Origin of the sequence: Lentzea sp. NPDC006480, from assembly GCF_040611995.1 — a bacterium.
Classification (GTDB): domain Bacteria; phylum Actinomycetota; class Actinomycetes; order Mycobacteriales; family Pseudonocardiaceae; genus Lentzea.
This window is the reverse complement of record NZ_JBEXPJ010000023.1, coordinates 35150-53370: the sequence shown is the minus strand read 5'-3', so window position 1 is coordinate 53370 and position 18221 is coordinate 35150. Positions and strand designations below refer to the sequence as shown.

Here is an 18221-nt window from a genome sequence, read left to right as displayed (position 1 = left end):
ACTAATCTGGCGAGGTGACCAAGCCGCGCATCGCCAACGTCCTCGCAGGTCGCTACGCCTCCACGTCGCTCGCGACGCTCTGGTCGGCCGAGCACAAGATCGTGCTGGAGCGCCAGCTGTGGCTCGCCGTGTTGCGTGCCCAGGCGGCCGCTGGCATCGACGTGCCGACGGGTGCGATCGCCGACTACGAGCGCGTGCTGGAGCAGGTTGACCTGGAGTCGATCGCGGCGCGTGAGCGGGTCACCCGGCACGACGTGAAGGCGCGCATCGAGGAGTTCAACGCGCTGGCGGGCCACGAGCAGGTCCACAAGGGCATGACCTCGCGCGACCTGACCGAGAACGTCGAACAGCTGCAGGTGCTGCGGTCGTTGGAGCTGATCCGGTCCAAGGTCGCGGCGGTGCTCGGACGCCTCGCGCGGCTCGCTGCTGAGCACTCCGACCTGGTGATGGCCGGTCGTTCGCACAACGTGGCGGCGCAGGCCACGACGCTGGGCAAGCGGTTCGCGACCGGGGCGGATGAGCTGCTGGTCGCGTTCTCGCGGCTGGACGAGCTGATCTCGCGGTACCCGTTGCGCGGCATCAAGGGCCCGGTCGGCACCGCCCAGGACATGCTCGACCTGCTCGGCACGCCGGAGAAGCTGGACGAGCTGGAGCGCACGGTCGCCGGCCACCTGGGTTTCGAGCGCGTGCTGACGTCGGTCGGCCAGGTTTACCCGCGCTCGCTCGACTTCGACGTGGTGTCCACGCTGGTGCAGCTCGCGGCGGCGCCGTCGTCGGTGGCGAAGACCATTCGTTTGATGGCCGGCCACGAGCTGGTGACCGAGGGCTTCAGGCCCGGTCAGGTCGGCTCGTCCGCCATGCCGCACAAGATGAACACGCGGTCGTGCGAGCGCGTGAACGGCTTCGCGGTGATCTTGCGCGGCTACCTTTCGATGGTCGGCGAGCTCGCCGGCGACCAGTGGAACGAGGGCGACGTGTCGTGCTCGGTGGTCCGCCGGGTCGCGCTGCCGGACGCGTTCTTCGCGTTCGACGGGCTGCTGGAGACCTTCCTGACGGTGCTGGACGAGTTCGGTGCGTATCCGGCCGTGGTCGCGCGGGAGCTGGACCGGTACCTGCCGTTCCTCGGCACGACGAAGGTGCTGATGGCGGCCGTGCGCGCGGGGGTCGGCCGCGAGACCGCGCACCAGGCCATCAAGGAGAACGCGGTGGCCGTCGCGCTGGCGATGCGCGAGCAGGGTCTGGCGGAGAACGACCTGCTCGACCGCCTGGCCGCGGATGAGCGCCTGCCGCTCGACCGGGCCGCGCTGGACGCGCTGCTGGCCGACCGCCTGTCGTTCACGGGCGTGGCGTCGGCGCAGGTCGCGTCGGTCGTGGAGCAGGTCGCCGCGGTGGTCGACAAGTACCCGGCCTACGAGCCGGAGCCGATTCTGTGATCGTTTCCGATCTGGTCGTCTACCCGATCAAGGGCTGCGGCGGGTACTCCGTCGCGGCTTCTCCGGTCGAACTCACGGGGTTGCGCGGCGACCGGATGATGATGCTGGTCGACGACGACGGAGTGTTCCTGTCGCAGCGCAAGGTGCCCGCGATGGCCGCGCTGCGTCCGCACCTTTCGGGCTCCGCGTTGTTCCACGGCGGTCAGTCGTTCCCGGTTGTCGTTGACGGGCCTCGGGTTCCGGTCGTCGTGCACAAGTGGCAGGGCACCGGAATCGACCAGGGGGACGCGGCCGCCGAGTCGTTCTCGGACGCGCTCGGCATGTCCGTGCGGCTCGTGCGAACGCCGCCTGACCTGCGCCGGGAGTCGGGCGGGCAGAACGCGGGCCTGGTCGGGTACGCGGACGCGCACGCATTGCTGATGATCTCGCTGTCCTCTTTGGACGGCCTGAACGAGCGGATCCTGGAACGCGGCGCCGAACCGGTGCCGATGAACCGCTTCCGCCCCAACGTCGTCGTGTCCGGCTGGCCGGAGCCGCACACCGAGGACCGGGTGCGGCGAGCGGTGATCGGTGACGTGGAACTGGCCTACGCCAAGGACTGCGTGCGGTGTGCCGTGCCGATGGTCGACCAGGAGACCGGTCTGAAGGACGGCCCGGAGCCGACCCGAACGCTGGCCACCTACCGGCGTGACCCGGACGGCGGCGTGATCTTCGGGATGAAGGCGGCCGTGGTCGCCACCGGTACCTTGGCGGTCGGCGACAAGATCGACGTGCTGGAGTGGGCTCCGGTCTAGGCCTTCTGCCAGCGCAGGCGGTCGCCGCGCTGACTGTCCTTCTTGCACACCAGCGGTTCACCGAGCAGCCCGATGCCGCTCGCGCCCTCGGGATCGCACCGCGCACCCTCGTTGACCAGCAAACCCTGCTGCGGGGGCGTGCTCGGCGTCGTGGTCTGCGGGGGCGGCGGCGGTGCCTGCACGGGTGGCGGCTTCGGCTGCGCGGTCGTCGTGGTGGTCGTCGTCGGGGTCGTGGTGTTGACCGTGATGTCGACGACGTCCGGTGTCGGCACGATGCTGACCGACTGGGTCGGAGTGGTCGGCTGCGGGCTCGACGCCGGGGAGGAGAGCGGGCTGGAGTCGATGCTCCACCCGGCCACGCCCAGCACGATGAGCAGTCCCAGGCTCGCCAAAGCCGGAATCCACAGCGCCTTACGGGTGAGCACGGGTGCACCTTAAGCGTCAGAGAGCTTGATCTGTAGGGGTGCAGGGGTGTACGTCGGTTTCCGGAACACGGGCACGTAGGCTGACCAGCGTGCCTACGCTCGCTGACTACCAGCACGTCGCCCGCGGCAAGGTTCGCGAACTCTACGACGTCGACGACGAGCTGCTGTTGTTCGTCGCGTCGGACCGGATCTCCGCTTACGACCACGTCCTGAGCACCGAGATCCCGGACAAGGGCCGCGTGCTGACGGCGATGAGCGTGTTCTGGTTCGAGCGGCTTGCCCCGAATCACCTGGTCGCCTGCGACGACCCGCGCATTCCGGCCGAGGTCCGCGGCCGCGCGCTGCTGGTGCGCAAGCTGCGGATGGTCGACGTCGAGTGCGTGGCGCGCGGCTACCTGACCGGCTCGGGCATGGCCGACTACACGGCGACCGGTGCGGTGTGCGGGATCGAGCTGCCGGCCGGCCTGGTCGAGGCGTCCGAGCTGACGCCGCCGATCTTCACGCCCGCGTCGAAGGCCGAGATCGGGGCGCACGACGAGAACGTGTCGTTCGAGGTCATCGCGGAGAAGCACGGCGTCGAGCTGGCGTCGAAGCTGCGCGACCGGACGATCGAGCTGTACAGCGAGGCGCGCGCGTACGCGTTGACGCGCGGCCTGATCCTCGCGGACACGAAGTTCGAGTTCGGGCTGGACGCGTCCGGCGAGCTGATCCTGGCCGACGAGGTGTTCACGCCGGACTCGTCGCGGTACTGGCCGGCCGAGGGCTACGAGCCGGGTCGTGTGCAGCCGTCGTTCGACAAGCAGTACGTCCGCGACTGGCTGACGTCCGACGCGTCCGGCTGGGACCGCAAGTCGGACGTACCGCCGCCTCCGCTGCCCGCGGACGTCGTGGAAGCCACCCGAAACAGGTACATCGAGGCGTACGAGCGGCTTACTGGCCGGTCTTTCGCTGACTGGCTCGCGTGAGTTAGCTCTGGTTTCACGCGGATGTCACCACGGCATGGCGCACTCAGAGCGTGCATTCACAGCTCGTGGTCTCACTGTCCGGCATCGGTCCGCAGACACTCGACCGATGCGCTGATCTCGCCGCGGCTCTCGACCCGCGGAAGGTGCCGTTGTCGCTGCTCGTGATCCCTCGCGAGCTCGGCAAGGCGCAGGAATGGGTGCGGCAGCGCGCCGCGCTCGGCGATGACGTCGTGCTGCACGGTCTCGGCCAGCGGCGGCTCCCTGCCTACGAGGCGGGGTTGTTGTTGACGGGTGCCCGCGTGCAGATGGAAGCCATCGGCCTGAACACCGCCACGTTCGCCCCACGGCGTTGCGTCGCCTCGCCCGGCATGTTGATCGCGCTGGCCAAGCACAAGTTCAACCGCTGCGCCGACGCCCACGCCGTGCGCGACGTCGGCACAGGCCTCGCCACGCTGGGCCGGCTGCACGCGCTGACCGAGCGCAGCAGCTTCGGCGAGCTGCGGTCGCTCGCGCTGGTCTACGCGGCGGCCCGGTCCGCGCGCCGCGGTGGCCTGACCAGGATCACCGTCGACGCCCGCGACCTGGACCGGCCGGGTGCGCGGCAGGCCGTGCTCGACGCCGTGGACATCGCACTCGCCCACGACGCCGCGCCGACGACCTACGTCAAACTGCCGTCTCCTCGCCAGGCGTCAGCGGCCTGACCTCCGTGCCCTCCGGCTTCAACATGTCGAAGATCGCGTAGGCGTTCTGCGGCATCGACAGCAGCTTCTCGTGGATGGGCACGGCGACGCGCGGCTTGACCGCGCGCATGAAGTCGACGGCCTCGCCGAGCCGCAGCCACGGCGCTCCGGCGGGCAGGCCGAGCACGTCGACGTCCTCGTCCGGCACGAACAGCGAGTCGCCGGGGTGGTAGAACGCGCCGTCGCCGACCACGTACGCGGTGTTCGGCACGATCGGGATGTCCTGGTGGATCATCGCGTGCTGGCCGCCGGCGACCTTCACGGTGGTGTCGCCGACCTTGATGACGTCGCCCGGCCGGGCGACCGTCGGATTCTCGACGCTCGGTGCCGATCCCTCGTCCACGATGAGCTGCGCCTGCGGGTTCTTGGCCAGCAGCGCGGGCAGCCTCTCGGCGTCCAGGTGGTCGTAGTGCTGGTGCGTGATGAGCACTGCGTCCAGGTCCTGCACGTCCTCGAACCCCGCGGAGAACGTGCCGGGGTCGATCAGGATGCGCGTCGACCCGGTGTCCAGAAGCACGCAGGCGTGGCCGAAATGGACAACTCGCACGGATTCCTCCATTACCGACTTTTGGCGGGCTGACACGGTCAGGTGACGTCGGAAGTATCAAAAGGCATGAGGAAAACCCTGCAACTCCTCACGGCACTGGCGCTCGCCCTGCCGATGACGTCCTTCGTCCCTGCTACCACCACCTCTACTCCTGCTCAGGCTGCCTCGCAGCAGTCGCAGGAGATCGGAACTGAGGAATCGATCTCAGTCCGCGTGGGTGGTGCCGATCGTTCTGCTGTGATCGACAGGCCGGGTTCCGGTTATGTGAAGATCCATTTCACCGACCTCCGGATCCTGCCCGGCGACGTGCTCACGGTGTCGAACCCTGACGGCACCGAGAAGTACACCTACAACCGGGATCTTCGATCTTCGTTGACGGCGACCCCGGATGCGACTGGTTTCTGGGCCATGTCGATCACCGGTTCATCAGCCGTGGTGTCGGTGAAGAACCCGCTGTCGCGCGTGCGGATCGACAAGATCACGCGCGGCTACACCGAGGCCGAGATGTCCTCGCAGCCGTCCGTGCAGAGCATCTGCGGCACGAACGACTACAAGGACGCGGTCTGCTACCAGTCGAGCAACCCGACCGAGTGGGGCAAGACCGCGTCCGTCGCGAAGCTGCTGAAGAACGGCAGCTCGCTGTGCACGGCGTGGCGGGTCGGCCCGAAGAACAACCTGCTCACCAACAACCACTGCTTCACCAGCACCAGCGGCATCGAGGTCTGGTTCAACTACCAGTGCCCGACCTGCGGCGGCACCGCTTCGGCCGCAGTCACCAAGGTGATGGCGGACCGCGTGCTGAAGACCGACTCCGGCCTCGACTACACCCTCTTCAACGTGAAGAACTTCGAGACCATCAGCTCGTTCGGCTATCTCGAGCTGGACGCGCGCGTTCCGGACGTAGGTGAGGAGATGTACGTCATCGGTCACCCGGCCGGGAAGCTCAAGAAGTTGTCGTTGCGCGACACCAACAACGGCTCCGGCTACTGCATCGTGCGAGCGGTGCGCGTGAACGGCAACGTCTCGCAGTCCGACATCAGCTACATGTGCGACACCGAAGGCGGTTCGTCCGGTTCGCCGGTGCTGTCGAGGCGCACGCACAAGGTGATCGGGCTCCACCACTTCGGCGGCTGCCCGAACCAGGGCGTGCGCATCGACCTCGTCGCCGCGCAGATCAACCCGCTGCTGTAAGGATTTCCTGCTCTTCCTCCGCGGTGAGCCCGGCCTTGCGGGGCCGGTCCAGCCCGAGGCCGCGCTCGTACTCCAGCGAGTCGAGCGCGGTCTCGGCGAGCGGCCTCGTCTTGAGCCCGTTGGCGAACGCGTTGCTGACATCGCGGCCGACCATCTTGGCCCACTCCTGCGGCAGCCACAGCGGCAACGACCGCGGCCCGGCCCACGGGTTGATCTCCAGCTGCTCCAGGACCTTCTCGGACACGCTGGCGATCTGCGTGCCCGGTGCCGCCGTGGCGCCCGCGATCTCCCCGATCGCCATCTGGAACGGCATGACCGGCCCGGTCGAGTCGTACGTGCCGGTGACCCTCTCTTCAGCCGCGAACACGATCCACTGCGCCAGATCTCGCACGTCGATGTGCTGGAACCCGAGATCAGGACTGTCCGGCACGACGACCCGACCACCCTTGCTGAAGCGCGCGGGCCAGTACCCGAACCTGTCGCTCGGGTCGTCCGGCCCGGTGATCAGCCCGGCCCGGACGATGAACTCGCGCCCGGCGACGGCTTCTCTCACCGCGATCTCGCTGGCGACCTTCACGCTGCCGTACCGCTCCGACGTGAACTCCTGAGTCGGGTCGTCCTCCAACGGCGGCAGCAGCTCGTCGCTGCCGGTGCCGTGGTCCGCGTAGACCGAGATGCTGGACACGAACGTCCAGTGCGGCGTCGTCGCGCCGAACGCCTCCAGCGCATCCCGCACCCAGTTCACCGAGTACTTGGACACGTCGATGACCGAGTCGAACTGCTCGCCCACCAACTGGTCGAACGCTCCGGGCTTGTTCCTGTCGATCGAGACGAGACGCGCGCCGTCGGGGACCTCACCCGAGGAACCACGAGCGCCGCACAGCACCTCGTGGCCCCGGCGCACCGCCTCCGCCGTGATGGCCTTGCTGAGGAACACGGTTCCGCCGAGCACCAGGATCTTCATGATCTCCAGCATCCGTCCGATCCGGCTCGGGTGCCACCGGTCTCGCTTTCGGCGAAATAGCTTGCTGGAATGGGTCCGATACCCAGTCGTTCGGACCCGACCGGCTGGACCTCGTGCCTGCTGGCAGCTGTGATCGAGCCCCGCGGCTGAGCAACGCGGCGAACCTGCGATGCCCGAAACCGGATGCTGTCGGCTTCACCGCGACACATGCTCAGCGGCACATCCTCACCGGCTCACCATCGAGTGAAGATGTGCCGCCCACCACGTGTCGAGTTGATGAACCCCCAGGTCAGGTAGGGTCTGCGAGTACCGCCAGCCCCTCAAACCCGGGAGCAGTCTGTCGTGGCCCGAGTCGTCGTCGACGTCATGCCGAAGCCCGAAATTCTCGACCCGCAAGGCCAGGCGGTGGCGAACGCGCTGCCGCGTCTTGGCTTCGACGGCATCACCGCCGTCCGTCAGGGCAAGCACTTCGAGCTGGAGGTCGCCGACGACGTCGACGACGCCACGCTCGCCAAGATCGCAGAGACCTTCCTCGCCAACCCCGTGATCGAGGACTGGACCGTGCGCAGGGTCGAGGCATGAGGGTCGGTGTCATCACCTTCCCCGGCACGCTCGACGACGTCGACGCACTCCGCGCCGTCAGGTACGCGGACGGGGAGGCTGTGCCGCTCTGGCACGGCGACCACGACCTCAAGGGTGTCGACGCCGTCATCGTTCCCGGTGGGTTCTCGTACGGCGACTACCTGCGTTGTGGTGCCATCGCCCGGTTCGCGCCGGTGATGCAGGAAGTGATCGAGGCCGCGCACAAGGGGATGCCGGTGCTGGGCATCTGCAACGGCTTCCAGATCCTCGCCGAGGCCCACCTGCTGCCGGGCGCGCTCGTCCGCAACCACAAGCTGCACTTCGTGTGCCGCGACCAGTGGCTGAGCGTCGAGAACAACAGCACGCCGTGGACCACCAGGTACGACCTGAAAGCGGAGATCCTCGTGCCGCTGAAGTCCGGCGAGGGCGGCTACCAGGCCGACGAAGACACCCTCAAAGAGTTGGAAGACAACAACAGGATCGTCTTCCGGTACGTCGGCGAGAACCCGAACGGCAGCCGCAACAACATCGCGGGCATCACCAACGCCAGGGGCAACGTCGTCGGCCTCATGCCGCACCCCGAGCACGCCATCGACGCGCTCACCGGCCCGACCGACGACGGCCTGGGGATGTTCTTGAGCCTTCTCGACGCTGTGCAGGTGAACGCATGATCGACACCGTCAAGAACGCGGAAGCCACGCCCGACCAGGAGCAGCCCTACAAGGAGCTGGGCCTGAAGGACGACGAGTACGCGCGCATCAAGGAGATCCTCCAAAGGCGCCCCACCGACGCCGAGCTCGCCATGTACTCGGTCATGTGGAGCGAGCACTGCTCCTACAAGTCGTCCAAGGTGCACCTCAAGTACTTCGGCGAGACCACGACCGAAGAGATGAAGTCGAAGATGCTCGCGGGCATCGGCGAGAACGCCGGCGTCGTCGACATCGGTGACGGCTGGGCGGTCACGTTCAAGGCCGAGAGCCACAACCACCCGTCGTACGTCGAGCCCTACCAGGGTGCCGCGACGGGCGTGGGCGGGATCGTCAGGGACATCCTCGCCATGGGTGCCCGTCCGCTCGCGGTCATGGACCCGCTGCGGTTCGGCAAGCCCGACGCCGAGGACACCAAGCGCGTCCTGCCCGGCATCGTCGCGGGTGTCGGCGGCTACGGGAACTGCCTCGGCCTGCCGAACATCGGCGGCGAGGTCGTGTTCGACGAGTCGTACCAGGGCAACCCGCTGGTCAACGCCCTGTGCGTCGGTGCGATGCGAGTGGAGGACCTGCACCTCGCGCACGCGAGCGGCACCGGCAACAAGGTCATCCTGTACGGCGCGCGCACGGGCCTCGACGGCATCGGCGGCGTCTCCGTCCTGGCCAGCGAGACGTTCGACGACAGCGCCGGCAAGCGCAAGAAGCTGCCGAGCGTCCAGGTCGGCGACCCGTTCACGGAGAAGGTCCTGATCGAGTGCTCGCTGGAGCTCTTCGAGAAGGGCATCGTCGTCGGCATCCAGGACCTCGGCGGCGCGGGCCTGTCCTGCGCCACGAGCGAGCTGGCGTCCGCGGGCGACGGCGGCATGCACGTCCGGCTCGACCGGGTCCCGCTCAGGGCGAAGAACATGACCCCGGCCGAGATCCTCTCCAGCGAGTCCCAGGAACGCATGTGCGCGGTCGTCGAGCCGCAGAACGTCGACGCGTTCATGGAGGTCTGCCAGAAGTGGGACGTCATCGCCACCGAGATCGGTGAGGTGACCGACGGCGACCGCCTGGTGATCACGTACCACGACGAGGTCGTCGTCGACGTGCCGCCGCGCACCGTCGCCCATGAGGGCCCGGTCTACCACCGGCCGATCCAGCGCCCGGCGGACCAGGACGAGCTGCAGGCGAACACGCCGGACAGCCTCGAGCGGCCCGAGAACCTGCTGGAACTGATCAAGACCATGGCGGCCAGCCCCAACCTGGCCTCCAAGAGGTGGGTCACCCAGCAGTACGACCGGTACGTCCGCGGCGGCACGGTCCTCGCGCAGCCGAGCGACGGCGGCATGATCCGGATCGACGAGGAGACCGGCCGCGGGGTCGCTCTCTCGACGGACTGCAACGGCCGCTACACCAAGCTCGACCCGTACGAGGGCGCGAAGCTGGCGCTCGCCGAGGCCTACCGCAACGTCGCGGCCACCGGTGCCACGCCGGTAGCAGTCACCAACTGCCTCAACTTCGGCTCGCCGGAGGATCCAGGCGTGATGTGGCAGTTCGAGCAGGCCGTGAAGGGCCTCGCGGACGGCTGCGCGGAGCTCGGCATTCCGGTGACCGGCGGCAACGTCAGCTTCTACAACCAGACCGGCACCACGGCGATCCTGCCGACGCCGGTCGTGGGTGTGCTGGGCGTGATCGACGACGTGCGCCGCCGCATCCCCACCGGGATCGGCGCGGAGGCCGGCGAGACGCTGCTGCTGCTCGGCGAGACGAAGAACGAGTTCGGCGGCTCCGAGTGGGCCCACCACGTGCACGGCCACCTCGGCGGGTTGCCGCCGAAGGTCGACCTGCAGCGCGAGAAGCTGCTCGGCCAGGTCCTCGTCGCGGGTTCCCGGGACGGCATGGTCTCCGCCGCGCACGACCTCTCCGAGGGCGGCCTGGCGCAGACGCTGGTCGAGACTTGCCTGATCGGCGAGGTGGGCGCGCGGGTGTTCCTGCAGGGCGACCTGTTCACCGAGCTGTTCAGCGAGTCCGCCGGCCGTGTGCTGGTCGCGGTTCCCCGCACGGAGGAGCAGCGCTTCACGGACATGTGCACCGCGCGCCGTCTGCCGTGGCGCAAGGTCGGTGTCGTCGACCCGGAGTCGAAGGCGCTGGAGATCCAGGGACTCGGCGAACTTCCGCTCGACGAGCTCCGCGAGGCCTGGGAGGGCACCCTCCCGGCCCTGTTCGACTAGTTGTCCTGCAGTACGCGGGGAGCTTTCGTACTGCAGGAGAGTACGAAGGGGCCCCGCGTACGGTCAGCTGGCGGCGATGCGCTGCAGCTGTTCGAACTTGCCGTTGAAGAGGTTCTGGTCGCCTGGGAAGAGGCCCGCGGCCTGCCACTGCCAGATCGTGTGGAAGTCGAAGCCGAGCGGCAACGGCCCCAGCGTCGAGTTGTAGTGCGCGACCCACAACGGGTTGTTGTCGCCGAACTTCACCGAGCCACCGACGCACTTGTTCCACCAGCTCGTGGACGTGTAGATCGCCGGATATCGCTTGGTGCGCGCGAAAACCGCGTCGCTGAACGACTTCACCCACGCCGTCATCGCGGCCTGGTCCATGTCGTAGCAGGTGTCGCCGTACGGGTTGTACTCCATGTCCAGCGCCGGTGGCAGCGTGCGGCCGTCAGGCGACCAGCCACCGCCGTTCTCGACGAAGAACTTCGCCTGCGCCGCGCCGTCGGCCCGGTCCGGCAGCGCGAAGTGGTACGCGCCGCGGATCATGCCGGCGGCCAAGGAACCGTCGTACTGCTGGGTGAACTTCGGGTTCCGGTAATGGGTGCCCTCGGTCGCCTTGACGTAGGCGAACCGGGCTCCTTTGTCCCAGGAGGACTTCCAGTCGACGTCGCCCTGGTGGCTGCTGACGTCCATGCCGGGCACTTTGCCGTCTGTCGGTGGGTCCTCCGCTGTTCGGAGGTCACCTGTGCCCTCGTGCTTGAGGATCTGGGAACCCGCCGTGTGGTCCGCGGAGCCCTCTGGCAAGGGCGCCGCGGACGCGGGTGCCGGCGTCATACCGGCGACGATCGCCACGATGCTGATCAAGGTCCGCATGGACTAGATCGTGCGACCATTTGTCCTAATTTGCCACTGGGGTCACCCGTCCAGGCGGGTCAGCTCGTCCTCGGTCAACTCCAGGTGGGTGGCCTGGGCCGAATCGCGGATGCTCGCCGGTCGAGAAGCACCCGGAATGGGGACTACCACTTCGGACTTCGCCAGCATCCACGCGAGGCACACCTGGTGCGCGCTCACGCCGTGCGCGTCGCCGACCTCCTTGAACGGACCGCTCAACGCACCCGCCTTGCTGATGCCGCCGAACGGGCTCCACGGCAGGAACGCGATGCCGAGCTTGTCGCACAGCTCAAGCTCCGGCTCGCTCGACCGGAACGACGGCGAGAACTGGTTCTGCACCGCCGTCAGCCGCCCGTCCAGGATCTCGTTGGCCTGCACGATCTCGTCCGGATTGAAGTTGGAGACACCGGCGTAGCGGATCTTGCCGTTGTCCAGCAGCTCCTTCAGCGTGCCGACCGACTCGGCGATCGGCGTCTTCGGGTCCGGCCGGTGGAACTGGTACAGGAAGATCTGGTCGACACCCAGCCGCCGCAACGACCCGTCGACGGCTTTGCGCAGGTACTCAGGACGCCCGTCGAGCGCCCAGCCGCCGCCGGCAACGCGCGTGTGACCGCCCTTGGTGGCGACGAACACCTCTTCGGACCTGCCGCGCAACGCCTCGGCGATCAGCTCCTCGTTGTGCCCGAAGTCGCTGTCGTCGAGCGAGTAGGCGTCGGCGGTGTCGATGAAGGTCACGCCCGCGTCGAGCGCGGCGTGAATGGTCTCGATGGCCTGCGCACGGTCCGGCCTGCCCTGGATGGAGATGGGCATGCCGCCCAGACCGATCGCGCTGACATCGACTTCTCCGATACGACGCTTCTGCATGACCTCCACTCTGAACCACCTCGATTAAGCTGTCCAACGCAAAGAAGTGATCTCATTGAGCACTGCGGGTGATGAATCGTGGAACTCAGACAGCTGGAGTACTTCGTCGCGGTCGCCGACGAATGTCATTTCACGAGGGCCGCGCGCCGGATGCACGTCTCCCAGTCAGGGCTCTCGGCGTCGATCCGGGCACTGGAGGTCGAGCTCGGCGCGCCGCTGTTCCTGCGCACCACCCGCCAGGTCGAGCTGACGCAGGCCGGACGAGCCCTGCTGCCCGAGGCGCGCAGGGCGCTGACCAGCATCGATTCCGCCAGGGACGCGGTCGCCGCCGTGCAGGGGTTGCTGCGCGGCACGTTGTCCGTCGGCAGCCTGCAGTGCCTGCACGTGGTGCACCTGCCCGCCGTGCTGGCGCGGTTCCACGAGATCCACCCCGGCGTGGAGATCAGGATGCGCCAGTCCGGCAACGCCGAGCTGGTCGAGGAGGTCCGCGCGGGCCGGCTCGACCTCGCGTTCGTCACTCGGCAGCCGAAGATGGCCGACGACGTGCGAGTGTCCACTTTGGCCACGGAACCGCTGGTGCTCGCGTGCGCGCCCATGAGTCCGTTCGCCACGAGAGAATCCGTTGACCTGAAAGAACTCGCGGGCCTGCCGTTCGTCGACTTCAACCCCGACTGGGGAACGCGCGACGAGGTCGACCGCACGCTCGCCGCGGCCGGCGTCGAGCGACATGTCGCCGTCGAGGTCAACGACGTCCACTCACTGCTGGACTTCGTCGGCTTCGGCCTCGGGGTCGCGCTAGTCCCGCAGTCCTTCGTCGTCAAGACGAACAGCGCGTGCTTCATCGGCCTGCGCGGGGACCTTCCCGTTGCCGAGACCGTCGTGGTCACGGGCAGCACCGTCAGCGCCGCCGCGAGCGTCCTGCTCGACATGGTCGCCGAGGCCAAGTCCGGTCGCCTCCGTGCTGCCGGTTAGGTGCCAGCCGGTCGCGGGCTCGCGGAACTCGGTGCCCTCCAGCACCTTCATCTCGCCGCGCTGCTCGGGCGCCTTCGGTGACGGGTGGAAGAACCTGCCCAACTGGGCGGTCCCGAAGTCCCCGCTCAGCTCCACCTCGTGAGCGAAAGTGACCTCCTGGAACGAGATCCCGCCCTCGAACCTGCCGTTCTCCATCTGCAGCCTGCCGTGGAACGTGCCGCCGGAGAACAAGGTGACGCTCTGCACGTGGACGTTGCGCAGGTTCGTGATGCCGTAGAACTGGGCTCGGCGGGCGACGAACCTGTTGACGTGCCTGCCGTCCAGGGAGAAGTACTCGAGCGTCGCCCCGGTCAGATCCAGGTTCAGGTGGTAGTGCTTGCGCGTTTTCCGCCACGACAGCGTGTCCTTGATCAGCCGCTGCGCGGTCAGCCGCACCTGGTGCTCCAGACGGACTGCCTGAGGCACATCGCCGAAGTCCTGGTCGGGGTCGGCCGGCTCGGCCAGGTGAGAGGGGTGCTCGAAAGGGCGGCGCAGGTACGCGCACAGCACGTCGATCACGGTCTGCCGGTAGCGCGGGGTGGAGTTCGCCAGCGCCGCCAGCGCGTGCATCGCACCCACCCGCACCTGGTCCGCCTCGTTGCCGAGCAGCTCTACCGAGCGCGCGAACCGTTCGTCCGCGGTCTTCTCGCTTTCCAGGAAGTGCTTCCTGTCGTTGAGCCACAACGCGTAGAGCGCGACGATCGCGCCGCCCGCCACGCCCGCGGTCTTCACGATCTCCACCGGCGGCGCCTTGAACCACCAGAGCAGGACCGAGGTCCCGGCGGTGACGAGGGCGGCCATCACCACGGCGAGCAGCCACTTCACGTCAGTTCCTCCACGCTTCCGGAAGATCGGCTTCCACCGCGAACGTACAGCCGTCGGCCTTCACGTCCGCCCACTCCGAGTCGGCGAACTTGGTCTCCCCGCCGAACTTCGTGTTCGTGAACACGGCGAGACCGCGCGACTTGAACCGGCTGAACCACGCCTTGCCGCGAATCTCCGTGTGGTGCACCTGGAACCGGCCGTTCGCCACGGCCTCGGTGACGTAGAAGTGGCCGTGGATCAGCATGTGGTGGAACGAGTTGGAGTCCTCGAAGTGGGCGACCCGCATGTAGAGGTCGCCGACCTGCCGGTACGAGAGATCCATGAACTCCAGGTGCGCCTTGGTCAGGTTGAGGTCGTACTGCGGGGCGTTCTCCTCGTCCAGACGTGGCAGCAGGGCCTCGATCAGCCGTTGCGAGGTGAGCCGGACCTCCAGCTCGATCTCCTCGGGGTCGTTGCTCGTCTTCTCGTACGGGCGGCGCAGGTACGCGCAGAGGATGTCGAGCACCGTCTGCGTGTAGTCGGTCCTGGACTTCGCCAGGCCGGCGAGCGCGTGCATCGCGCCCACGCGAACCTGGGCCGCGTCGTGCCCCAGCAGCTCCACAGCGCGTGCGAACCGTTCGTCGGCCACTCTGGACCTGTCGTGCTCGATGCGCTGGCTCTCGAGCTCCTGGCGAGCCTCCTCGACCTTGCGGCGCCGGTCGTTCAGCCACAACGCGTAGAGCGCCACGATCGCACCGCCCGCGAGCCCGCCCGTCTTGATGGCCTCGTGCTTGGGCGCGCCGGGATCGATGAGCAGCAACACGCCGCCGACCAGCACGAACGCGCAGACCGAGGCAAGAATGGTCGGAAGGAGCAAACTTTTCGCGCGGCGGTGCTTGCGCGCACCGTCGACCGGCAGGAACCTCACGAGATCGGCATTCTGCCAACCAGGTGGTGTACCAGGATGGCGTATTGGCCGATGATGGGCTGAACGGGTTCCGAAGCGAACGGGGTGGGCGAGTGGAGCGGCCGAACTGGGCGCCTGGGGACATCGACCTGGAACGGCCGAGCGTCGCGCGCGTGTACGACTACTGGCTGGGCGGCGCGCACAACTTCGCCGCGGACCGGGCCGTCGCGCAGAAGACCCTCGAGTACCTGCCGGAGCTGCGCAACATCGTGCTGAACCACCGCGCGTTCCTGCGCCGGGCGGTCCGCTACCTGCTCGGCAGGGGTGTGCGGCAGTTCCTCGACCTCGGTTCCGGCATCCCGACCGTCGGCAACGTGCACGAGATCGCCCAGGCCGTCGACCCGGACTCGCGGATCGTCTACGTCGACATGGACCCGGTCGCGGTCGCGCACAGCCGGTCCCTGCTCAGCGGCAACGACCGGGTGAGCGTGCTGCAGGCCGACGTGCGGGACCCGGAGTCGGTGCTCACCTCGGCCGAGGTCACCGGGCAGCTGGACCTCGACGAGCCGGTCGGCGTTCTGATGATCGCGCTGCTGCATTTCGTGTCGGACGACGACAACCCGATGAGAATCGTCGGCGGCTACCGCGACGGTCTCGCTCCCGGCAGCTTCCTCGCCGTGTCCCACGCGGGCTACGAGGCCGAGGAGGAGACCGGCTCGTACCGCGCGGCACGGGCCAACTACGACCGCAACGTCACCCCGATGACGTATCGCAACAAAGTCGAGTTCACCAAGCTCTTCGACGGGTTCGCGCTGGTCGAGCCCGGTGTCGCGCGACTGCCCGCGTGGCACCCGGAGTCGCCGGACGACCTGGACGAGGCGGGCTCGCCGTTTCCGGGCTTCGGCGCGGTGGGCCGGAAGGAGTAAAGGTGACTCCGCACGGCGACCGCCCGTATGCTGCGCGTTCGTGGCGTTAGGGCCGAACAGATGACCGAACGGGTAGACCAGCGTTTGCGCGAGGACCGCTCTCCTTTGGACCCGGCCGTTCTGGCCGGTGCCGAGTCGTTCGCGCGCAGCTGGGCCACGGCGGTGATCGGCTCCAGCTACGTGCCGATGACCCGGGCCGAGGTCGCGCAGCACCTCCAGGACCTCACCGAGATGCTGGTCGAGGCGCTGTTCGCGAGTCCGTTCCGCACCTCGACCGGCTACGAGATCGGTTCGAAGCTGGTCGACGCGCACTTCACCGGCACGGACACGCTGGGCCGCACCGTCCAGCTGCTCGGCGACGACCTGCTGGCCGAGCTGGGATTCCCCGGTGACGAGCGACTGCAGTCCCGTCTCGCGGCCCTGCAGGGCGCGCTGGCCGCCGGGTACGCCCGAGCGCTGCGCGAACGCACGCTCGCCGAGCAGGAGGCGATCAGGGCGGCCGTCCTGGACGCCCGTGACCAGGCCGAAGCGATGCTGCGCGCGTCCGAGGCCCGGTTCCGCGCGATGTTCACCGAGGCCGCGATCGGCATCGGCATCGCGGACATCGAGGGCCGGATACTGGACGTCAACCAGGCTCTTCAGGACATGCTCGGGTTCAGCGTCGAGGAGATGCGCCAGTACAACGTGCGCGACCTCATGCACCCCGAGGACGCGGGCAGCGTGTGGCGGCTCTACGACCAGCTCATCGCGGGCGAGTGCGACCACTACCGCGCCGAGAAGCGCTTCCACCGGGCCGACGGCGAGCAGGTGTGGACGCACCTGACGTTGTCACTGGTCCGCGACGACCACGGCGAGCCGCAGTACCAGGTCGCGATGATCGAGGACGTCACCGATCGCCACCTGCTGCAGAACCGCCTGCGCTACCAGGCGCTGCACGACCCGCTGACCGGCCTGCCGAACCGCGCGTTGTTCCTCGAACGGCTCGGCCGCGTGTTCAACAACCGGGCCAAGCACGTCCGGGCCGGTCTTTGTTACCTGGACCTGGACGGCTTCAAGGTCATCAACGACTCGCTGGGCCACGACATAGGAGATCAGCTCCTGGTCGAGGTCGGCCGGCGGCTCGACCACTCGGTGTCGGGCGAGGGCAAGCTGGTCGCGCGCATGGGCGGCGACGAGTTCGTGATCCTGGTCGAGGCTTCGACTGGCGAGCAGGACATCGTCGACGTGGCGGACCGGGTGCTGACCGAGCTGGAAGCACCGATCCGCATCGCGGGCCACGAGCTGTCGGTCTCGGCGTCCATCGGCATCGTCGAACGGCAGCTGTCCGGCACGACGTCCGCGGACCTGATGCGCGACGCGGACATCACGCTGTACTGGGCCAAAGCCGACGGCAAGGCGCGCTGGGCGTTGTACGACCCGGAGCGCAACGCCCGCGAGGTCGCCCGGTTCACGCTGTCGGCCACGATGCCGCGCGCGTTGGAACGCGGCGAGTTCTACGTCGAGTACCAGCCGCTGGTGCGGCTGGAGGACTCCACGCTCACCGGGGTCGAGGCCCTGGTGCGCTGGCAGCACCCGGAGTTCGGGCGGCTCGCGCCGGACCGGTTCATCGAGCTGGCCGAGGAGACCGGCCTCATCGTCCCGTTAGGACGGTGGGTGCTGCGCAAGGCCTGCGAGGAAGCCCGGCGCTGGCTGGTCGAGTTCGGCGACGCGGCTCCGTTCGTGTCGGTGAACCTGGCCGTGCGCCAGTCCCGCGACCCGGAGCTGGTCCGCGACGTGAAGCGCATCCTCGACGAGTGCGCGCTGCCGCCACACCACCTGCAGCTGGAGCTGACCGAGTCGGCGATCATGGGCACCGCCGACGAGCCGCTGGAAGCGCTGCGGGCGTTGTGCGACATGGGTGTGCGCATCGCGATCGACGACTTCGGCACCGGCTACTCGAACCTCGCGTACCTGAAGCATCTGCCCGTGCACGAGCTGAAGATCGCCGGCTCGTTCATGGAGGGGCTGCGGGCCGAGCACGAGGAAGACCCGGTCGACTCGCAGATCGTGGCCACGCTGGTGCAGCTCGCGCACGCTCTCTCGTTGGGCGTCACGGCCGAGGGTGTGGAGACGCCGGCGCAGGCCGCGCGACTGCTGCGCCTGGGCTGCGACACGGGTCAAGGGTGGTTCTTCGCTCGTCCCGGCCCACCCGAGAACATCGACAGCCTGTTGCGGGGAGATCTGTAGCCCGGAGAACATCCGACGGCCTCTCCGCGTGGTGATCTCCTTCTCGGGG

General features: G+C 68.2%; 17 protein-coding genes and 1 pseudogene. 11 read left to right on the top strand and 7 right to left on the bottom strand.

All coding sequences use genetic code 11. The features are described 5' to 3' along the window. The first annotated feature begins 14 nt into the window (after positions 1-14). Together purB and ABZX92_RS12330 are read left to right on the top strand one after the other, a co-directional pair. On the top strand, positions 15-1433 hold the full coding sequence (purB, locus tag ABZX92_RS12335) for an adenylosuccinate lyase (protein ID WP_355557208.1): 1419 nt from the start codon (positions 15-17) through the stop codon (positions 1431-1433). Continuing rightward, the gene (locus tag ABZX92_RS12330) at positions 1430-2227 is read left to right on the top strand and encodes an MOSC N-terminal beta barrel domain-containing protein (RefSeq protein ID WP_355557205.1); all 798 of its coding nucleotides are present in this window, start codon (positions 1430-1432) and stop codon (positions 2225-2227) included. Before purB ends, ABZX92_RS12330 begins: the two co-directional genes overlap by 4 nt. Here ABZX92_RS12330 and ABZX92_RS12325 read toward each other — a convergent pair. Beyond that, complete coding sequence (locus tag ABZX92_RS12325; RefSeq protein WP_355557203.1) at positions 2224-2652, bottom strand: hypothetical protein; 429 nt, start codon at positions 2650-2652, stop codon at positions 2224-2226. The genes ABZX92_RS12330 and ABZX92_RS12325 overlap by 4 nt on opposite strands. A gap of 89 nt (positions 2653-2741) precedes the next feature. Between ABZX92_RS12325 and ABZX92_RS12320 the strand changes: the two genes are divergently transcribed. Together ABZX92_RS12320 and ABZX92_RS12315 are read left to right on the top strand one after the other, a co-directional pair. Further along, the gene (locus ABZX92_RS12320; RefSeq protein WP_355557200.1) at positions 2742-3617 is read left to right on the top strand and encodes a phosphoribosylaminoimidazolesuccinocarboxamide synthase; all 876 of its coding nucleotides are present in this window, start codon (positions 2742-2744) and stop codon (positions 3615-3617) included. A 50-nt stretch (positions 3618-3667) separates the two neighbouring features. After that, positions 3668-4318, top strand: coding sequence for a DUF2334 domain-containing protein (locus tag ABZX92_RS12315; RefSeq protein WP_355557197.1), 651 nt, complete (start codon positions 3668-3670; stop codon positions 4316-4318). On the opposite strand, the gene ABZX92_RS12310 is transcribed toward ABZX92_RS12315, so the two are convergent. Next, the gene (locus ABZX92_RS12310) at positions 4281-4904 is read right to left on the bottom strand and encodes an MBL fold metallo-hydrolase (RefSeq protein ID WP_355557195.1); all 624 of its coding nucleotides are present in this window, start codon (positions 4902-4904) and stop codon (positions 4281-4283) included. The two genes, ABZX92_RS12315 and ABZX92_RS12310, sit on opposite strands and share 38 nt — an antisense overlap. A 66-nt stretch (positions 4905-4970) precedes the next feature. On the opposite strand from ABZX92_RS12310, the gene ABZX92_RS12305 reads away from it, so the two are divergent. Beyond that, positions 4971-6095, top strand: coding sequence for a serine protease (locus ABZX92_RS12305; RefSeq protein WP_355557193.1), 1125 nt, complete (start codon positions 4971-4973; stop codon positions 6093-6095). Here the strand turns inward: ABZX92_RS12305 and ABZX92_RS12300 are convergent. After that, positions 6079-7059: an NAD-dependent epimerase/dehydratase family protein gene (locus tag ABZX92_RS12300; protein WP_355557192.1), complete on the bottom strand. Its 981-nt coding sequence runs from the start codon at positions 7057-7059 to the stop codon at positions 6079-6081. The two genes, ABZX92_RS12305 and ABZX92_RS12300, sit on opposite strands and share 17 nt — an antisense overlap. A 342-nt stretch (positions 7060-7401) precedes the next feature. Between ABZX92_RS12300 and purS the strand changes: the two genes are divergently transcribed. From purS to purL, 3 genes are read left to right on the top strand one after another with little or no spacing between them, the layout of a single operon-like run. Then, on the top strand, positions 7402-7641 hold the full coding sequence (purS, locus tag ABZX92_RS12295) for a phosphoribosylformylglycinamidine synthase subunit PurS (RefSeq protein ID WP_030465889.1): 240 nt from the start codon (positions 7402-7404) through the stop codon (positions 7639-7641). Continuing rightward, positions 7638-8312: a phosphoribosylformylglycinamidine synthase subunit PurQ gene (gene purQ, locus ABZX92_RS12290; RefSeq protein ID WP_355557190.1), complete on the top strand. Its 675-nt coding sequence runs from the start codon at positions 7638-7640 to the stop codon at positions 8310-8312. Before purS ends, purQ begins: the two co-directional genes overlap by 4 nt. After that, positions 8309-10561 carry a phosphoribosylformylglycinamidine synthase subunit PurL gene (gene purL / locus ABZX92_RS12285; RefSeq protein WP_355557188.1) on the top strand — a complete coding sequence of 751 codons (2253 nt, stop codon included), beginning with the start codon at positions 8309-8311 and terminating at the stop codon, positions 10559-10561. Before purQ ends, purL begins: the two co-directional genes overlap by 4 nt. Before the next feature lie 63 nt (positions 10562-10624). Here purL and ABZX92_RS12280 read toward each other — a convergent pair whose 3' ends face one another. Both ABZX92_RS12280 and ABZX92_RS12275 read right to left on the bottom strand, forming a co-directional pair. Continuing rightward, on the bottom strand, positions 10625-11416 hold the full coding sequence (locus ABZX92_RS12280) for a lysozyme (RefSeq protein WP_355557187.1): 792 nt from the start codon (positions 11414-11416) through the stop codon (positions 10625-10627). 42 nt (positions 11417-11458) lie between these two features. Further along, the gene (locus ABZX92_RS12275) at positions 11459-12298 is read right to left on the bottom strand and encodes an aldo/keto reductase (protein WP_355557185.1); all 840 of its coding nucleotides are present in this window, start codon (positions 12296-12298) and stop codon (positions 11459-11461) included. 78 nt (positions 12299-12376) lie between these two features. Here ABZX92_RS12275 and ABZX92_RS12270 point away from each other — a divergent pair. After that, positions 12377-13180 (top strand): annotated as a pseudogene (locus ABZX92_RS12270) (LysR family transcriptional regulator); the annotation flags it as partial. Here ABZX92_RS12270 and ABZX92_RS12265 read toward each other — a convergent pair. Both ABZX92_RS12265 and ABZX92_RS12260 read right to left on the bottom strand, forming a co-directional pair. Then, positions 13094-14134, bottom strand: a complete 1041-nt coding sequence (locus ABZX92_RS12265) for a hypothetical protein (protein WP_355557182.1) — start codon at positions 14132-14134, stop codon at positions 13094-13096. The pseudogene ABZX92_RS12270 and the gene ABZX92_RS12265 sit on opposite strands and share 87 nt — an antisense overlap. Position 14135: 1 nt before the next feature. Then, a complete protein-coding gene (locus ABZX92_RS12260; protein WP_355557180.1) occupies positions 14136-15041 on the bottom strand; it encodes a pentapeptide repeat-containing protein in 906 nt (301 codons plus the stop codon). Positions 15042-15133: 92 nt separating this feature from the next. Here ABZX92_RS12260 and ABZX92_RS12255 point away from each other — a divergent pair, with 92 nt between their 5' ends. Together ABZX92_RS12255 and ABZX92_RS12250 are read left to right on the top strand one after the other, a co-directional pair. Continuing rightward, complete coding sequence (locus ABZX92_RS12255; RefSeq protein WP_355557177.1) at positions 15134-15946, top strand: SAM-dependent methyltransferase; 813 nt, start codon at positions 15134-15136, stop codon at positions 15944-15946. A gap of 60 nt (positions 15947-16006) precedes the next feature. Next, on the top strand, positions 16007-18172 hold the full coding sequence (locus ABZX92_RS12250) for an EAL domain-containing protein (RefSeq protein WP_355557175.1): 2166 nt from the start codon (positions 16007-16009) through the stop codon (positions 18170-18172). Positions 18173-18221 lie beyond the last annotated feature (49 nt).

Bases quoted from the DNA above. Each gene is read 5' to 3' on its own strand.
- ABZX92_RS12305 (WP_355557193.1), top strand. From the start codon at position 4,971: ATGAGGAAAACCCTGCAACTCCTCACGGCACTGGCGCTCGCCCTGCCG.
- ABZX92_RS12275 (WP_355557185.1), bottom strand. From the start codon at position 12,298: ATGCAGAAGCGTCGTATCGGAGAAGTCGATGTCAGCGCGATCGGTCTG.
- purL (WP_355557188.1), top strand. From the start codon at position 8,309: ATGATCGACACCGTCAAGAACGCGGAAGCCACGCCCGACCAGGAGCAG.
- ABZX92_RS12300 (WP_355557192.1), bottom strand. From the start codon at position 7,059: ATGAAGATCCTGGTGCTCGGCGGAACCGTGTTCCTCAGCAAGGCCATC.
- ABZX92_RS12280 (WP_355557187.1), bottom strand. From the start codon at position 11,416: ATGCGGACCTTGATCAGCATCGTGGCGATCGTCGCCGGTATGACGCCG.
- purQ (WP_355557190.1), top strand. From the start codon at position 7,638: ATGAGGGTCGGTGTCATCACCTTCCCCGGCACGCTCGACGACGTCGAC.
- ABZX92_RS12250 (WP_355557175.1), top strand. From the start codon at position 16,007: ATGACCGAACGGGTAGACCAGCGTTTGCGCGAGGACCGCTCTCCTTTG.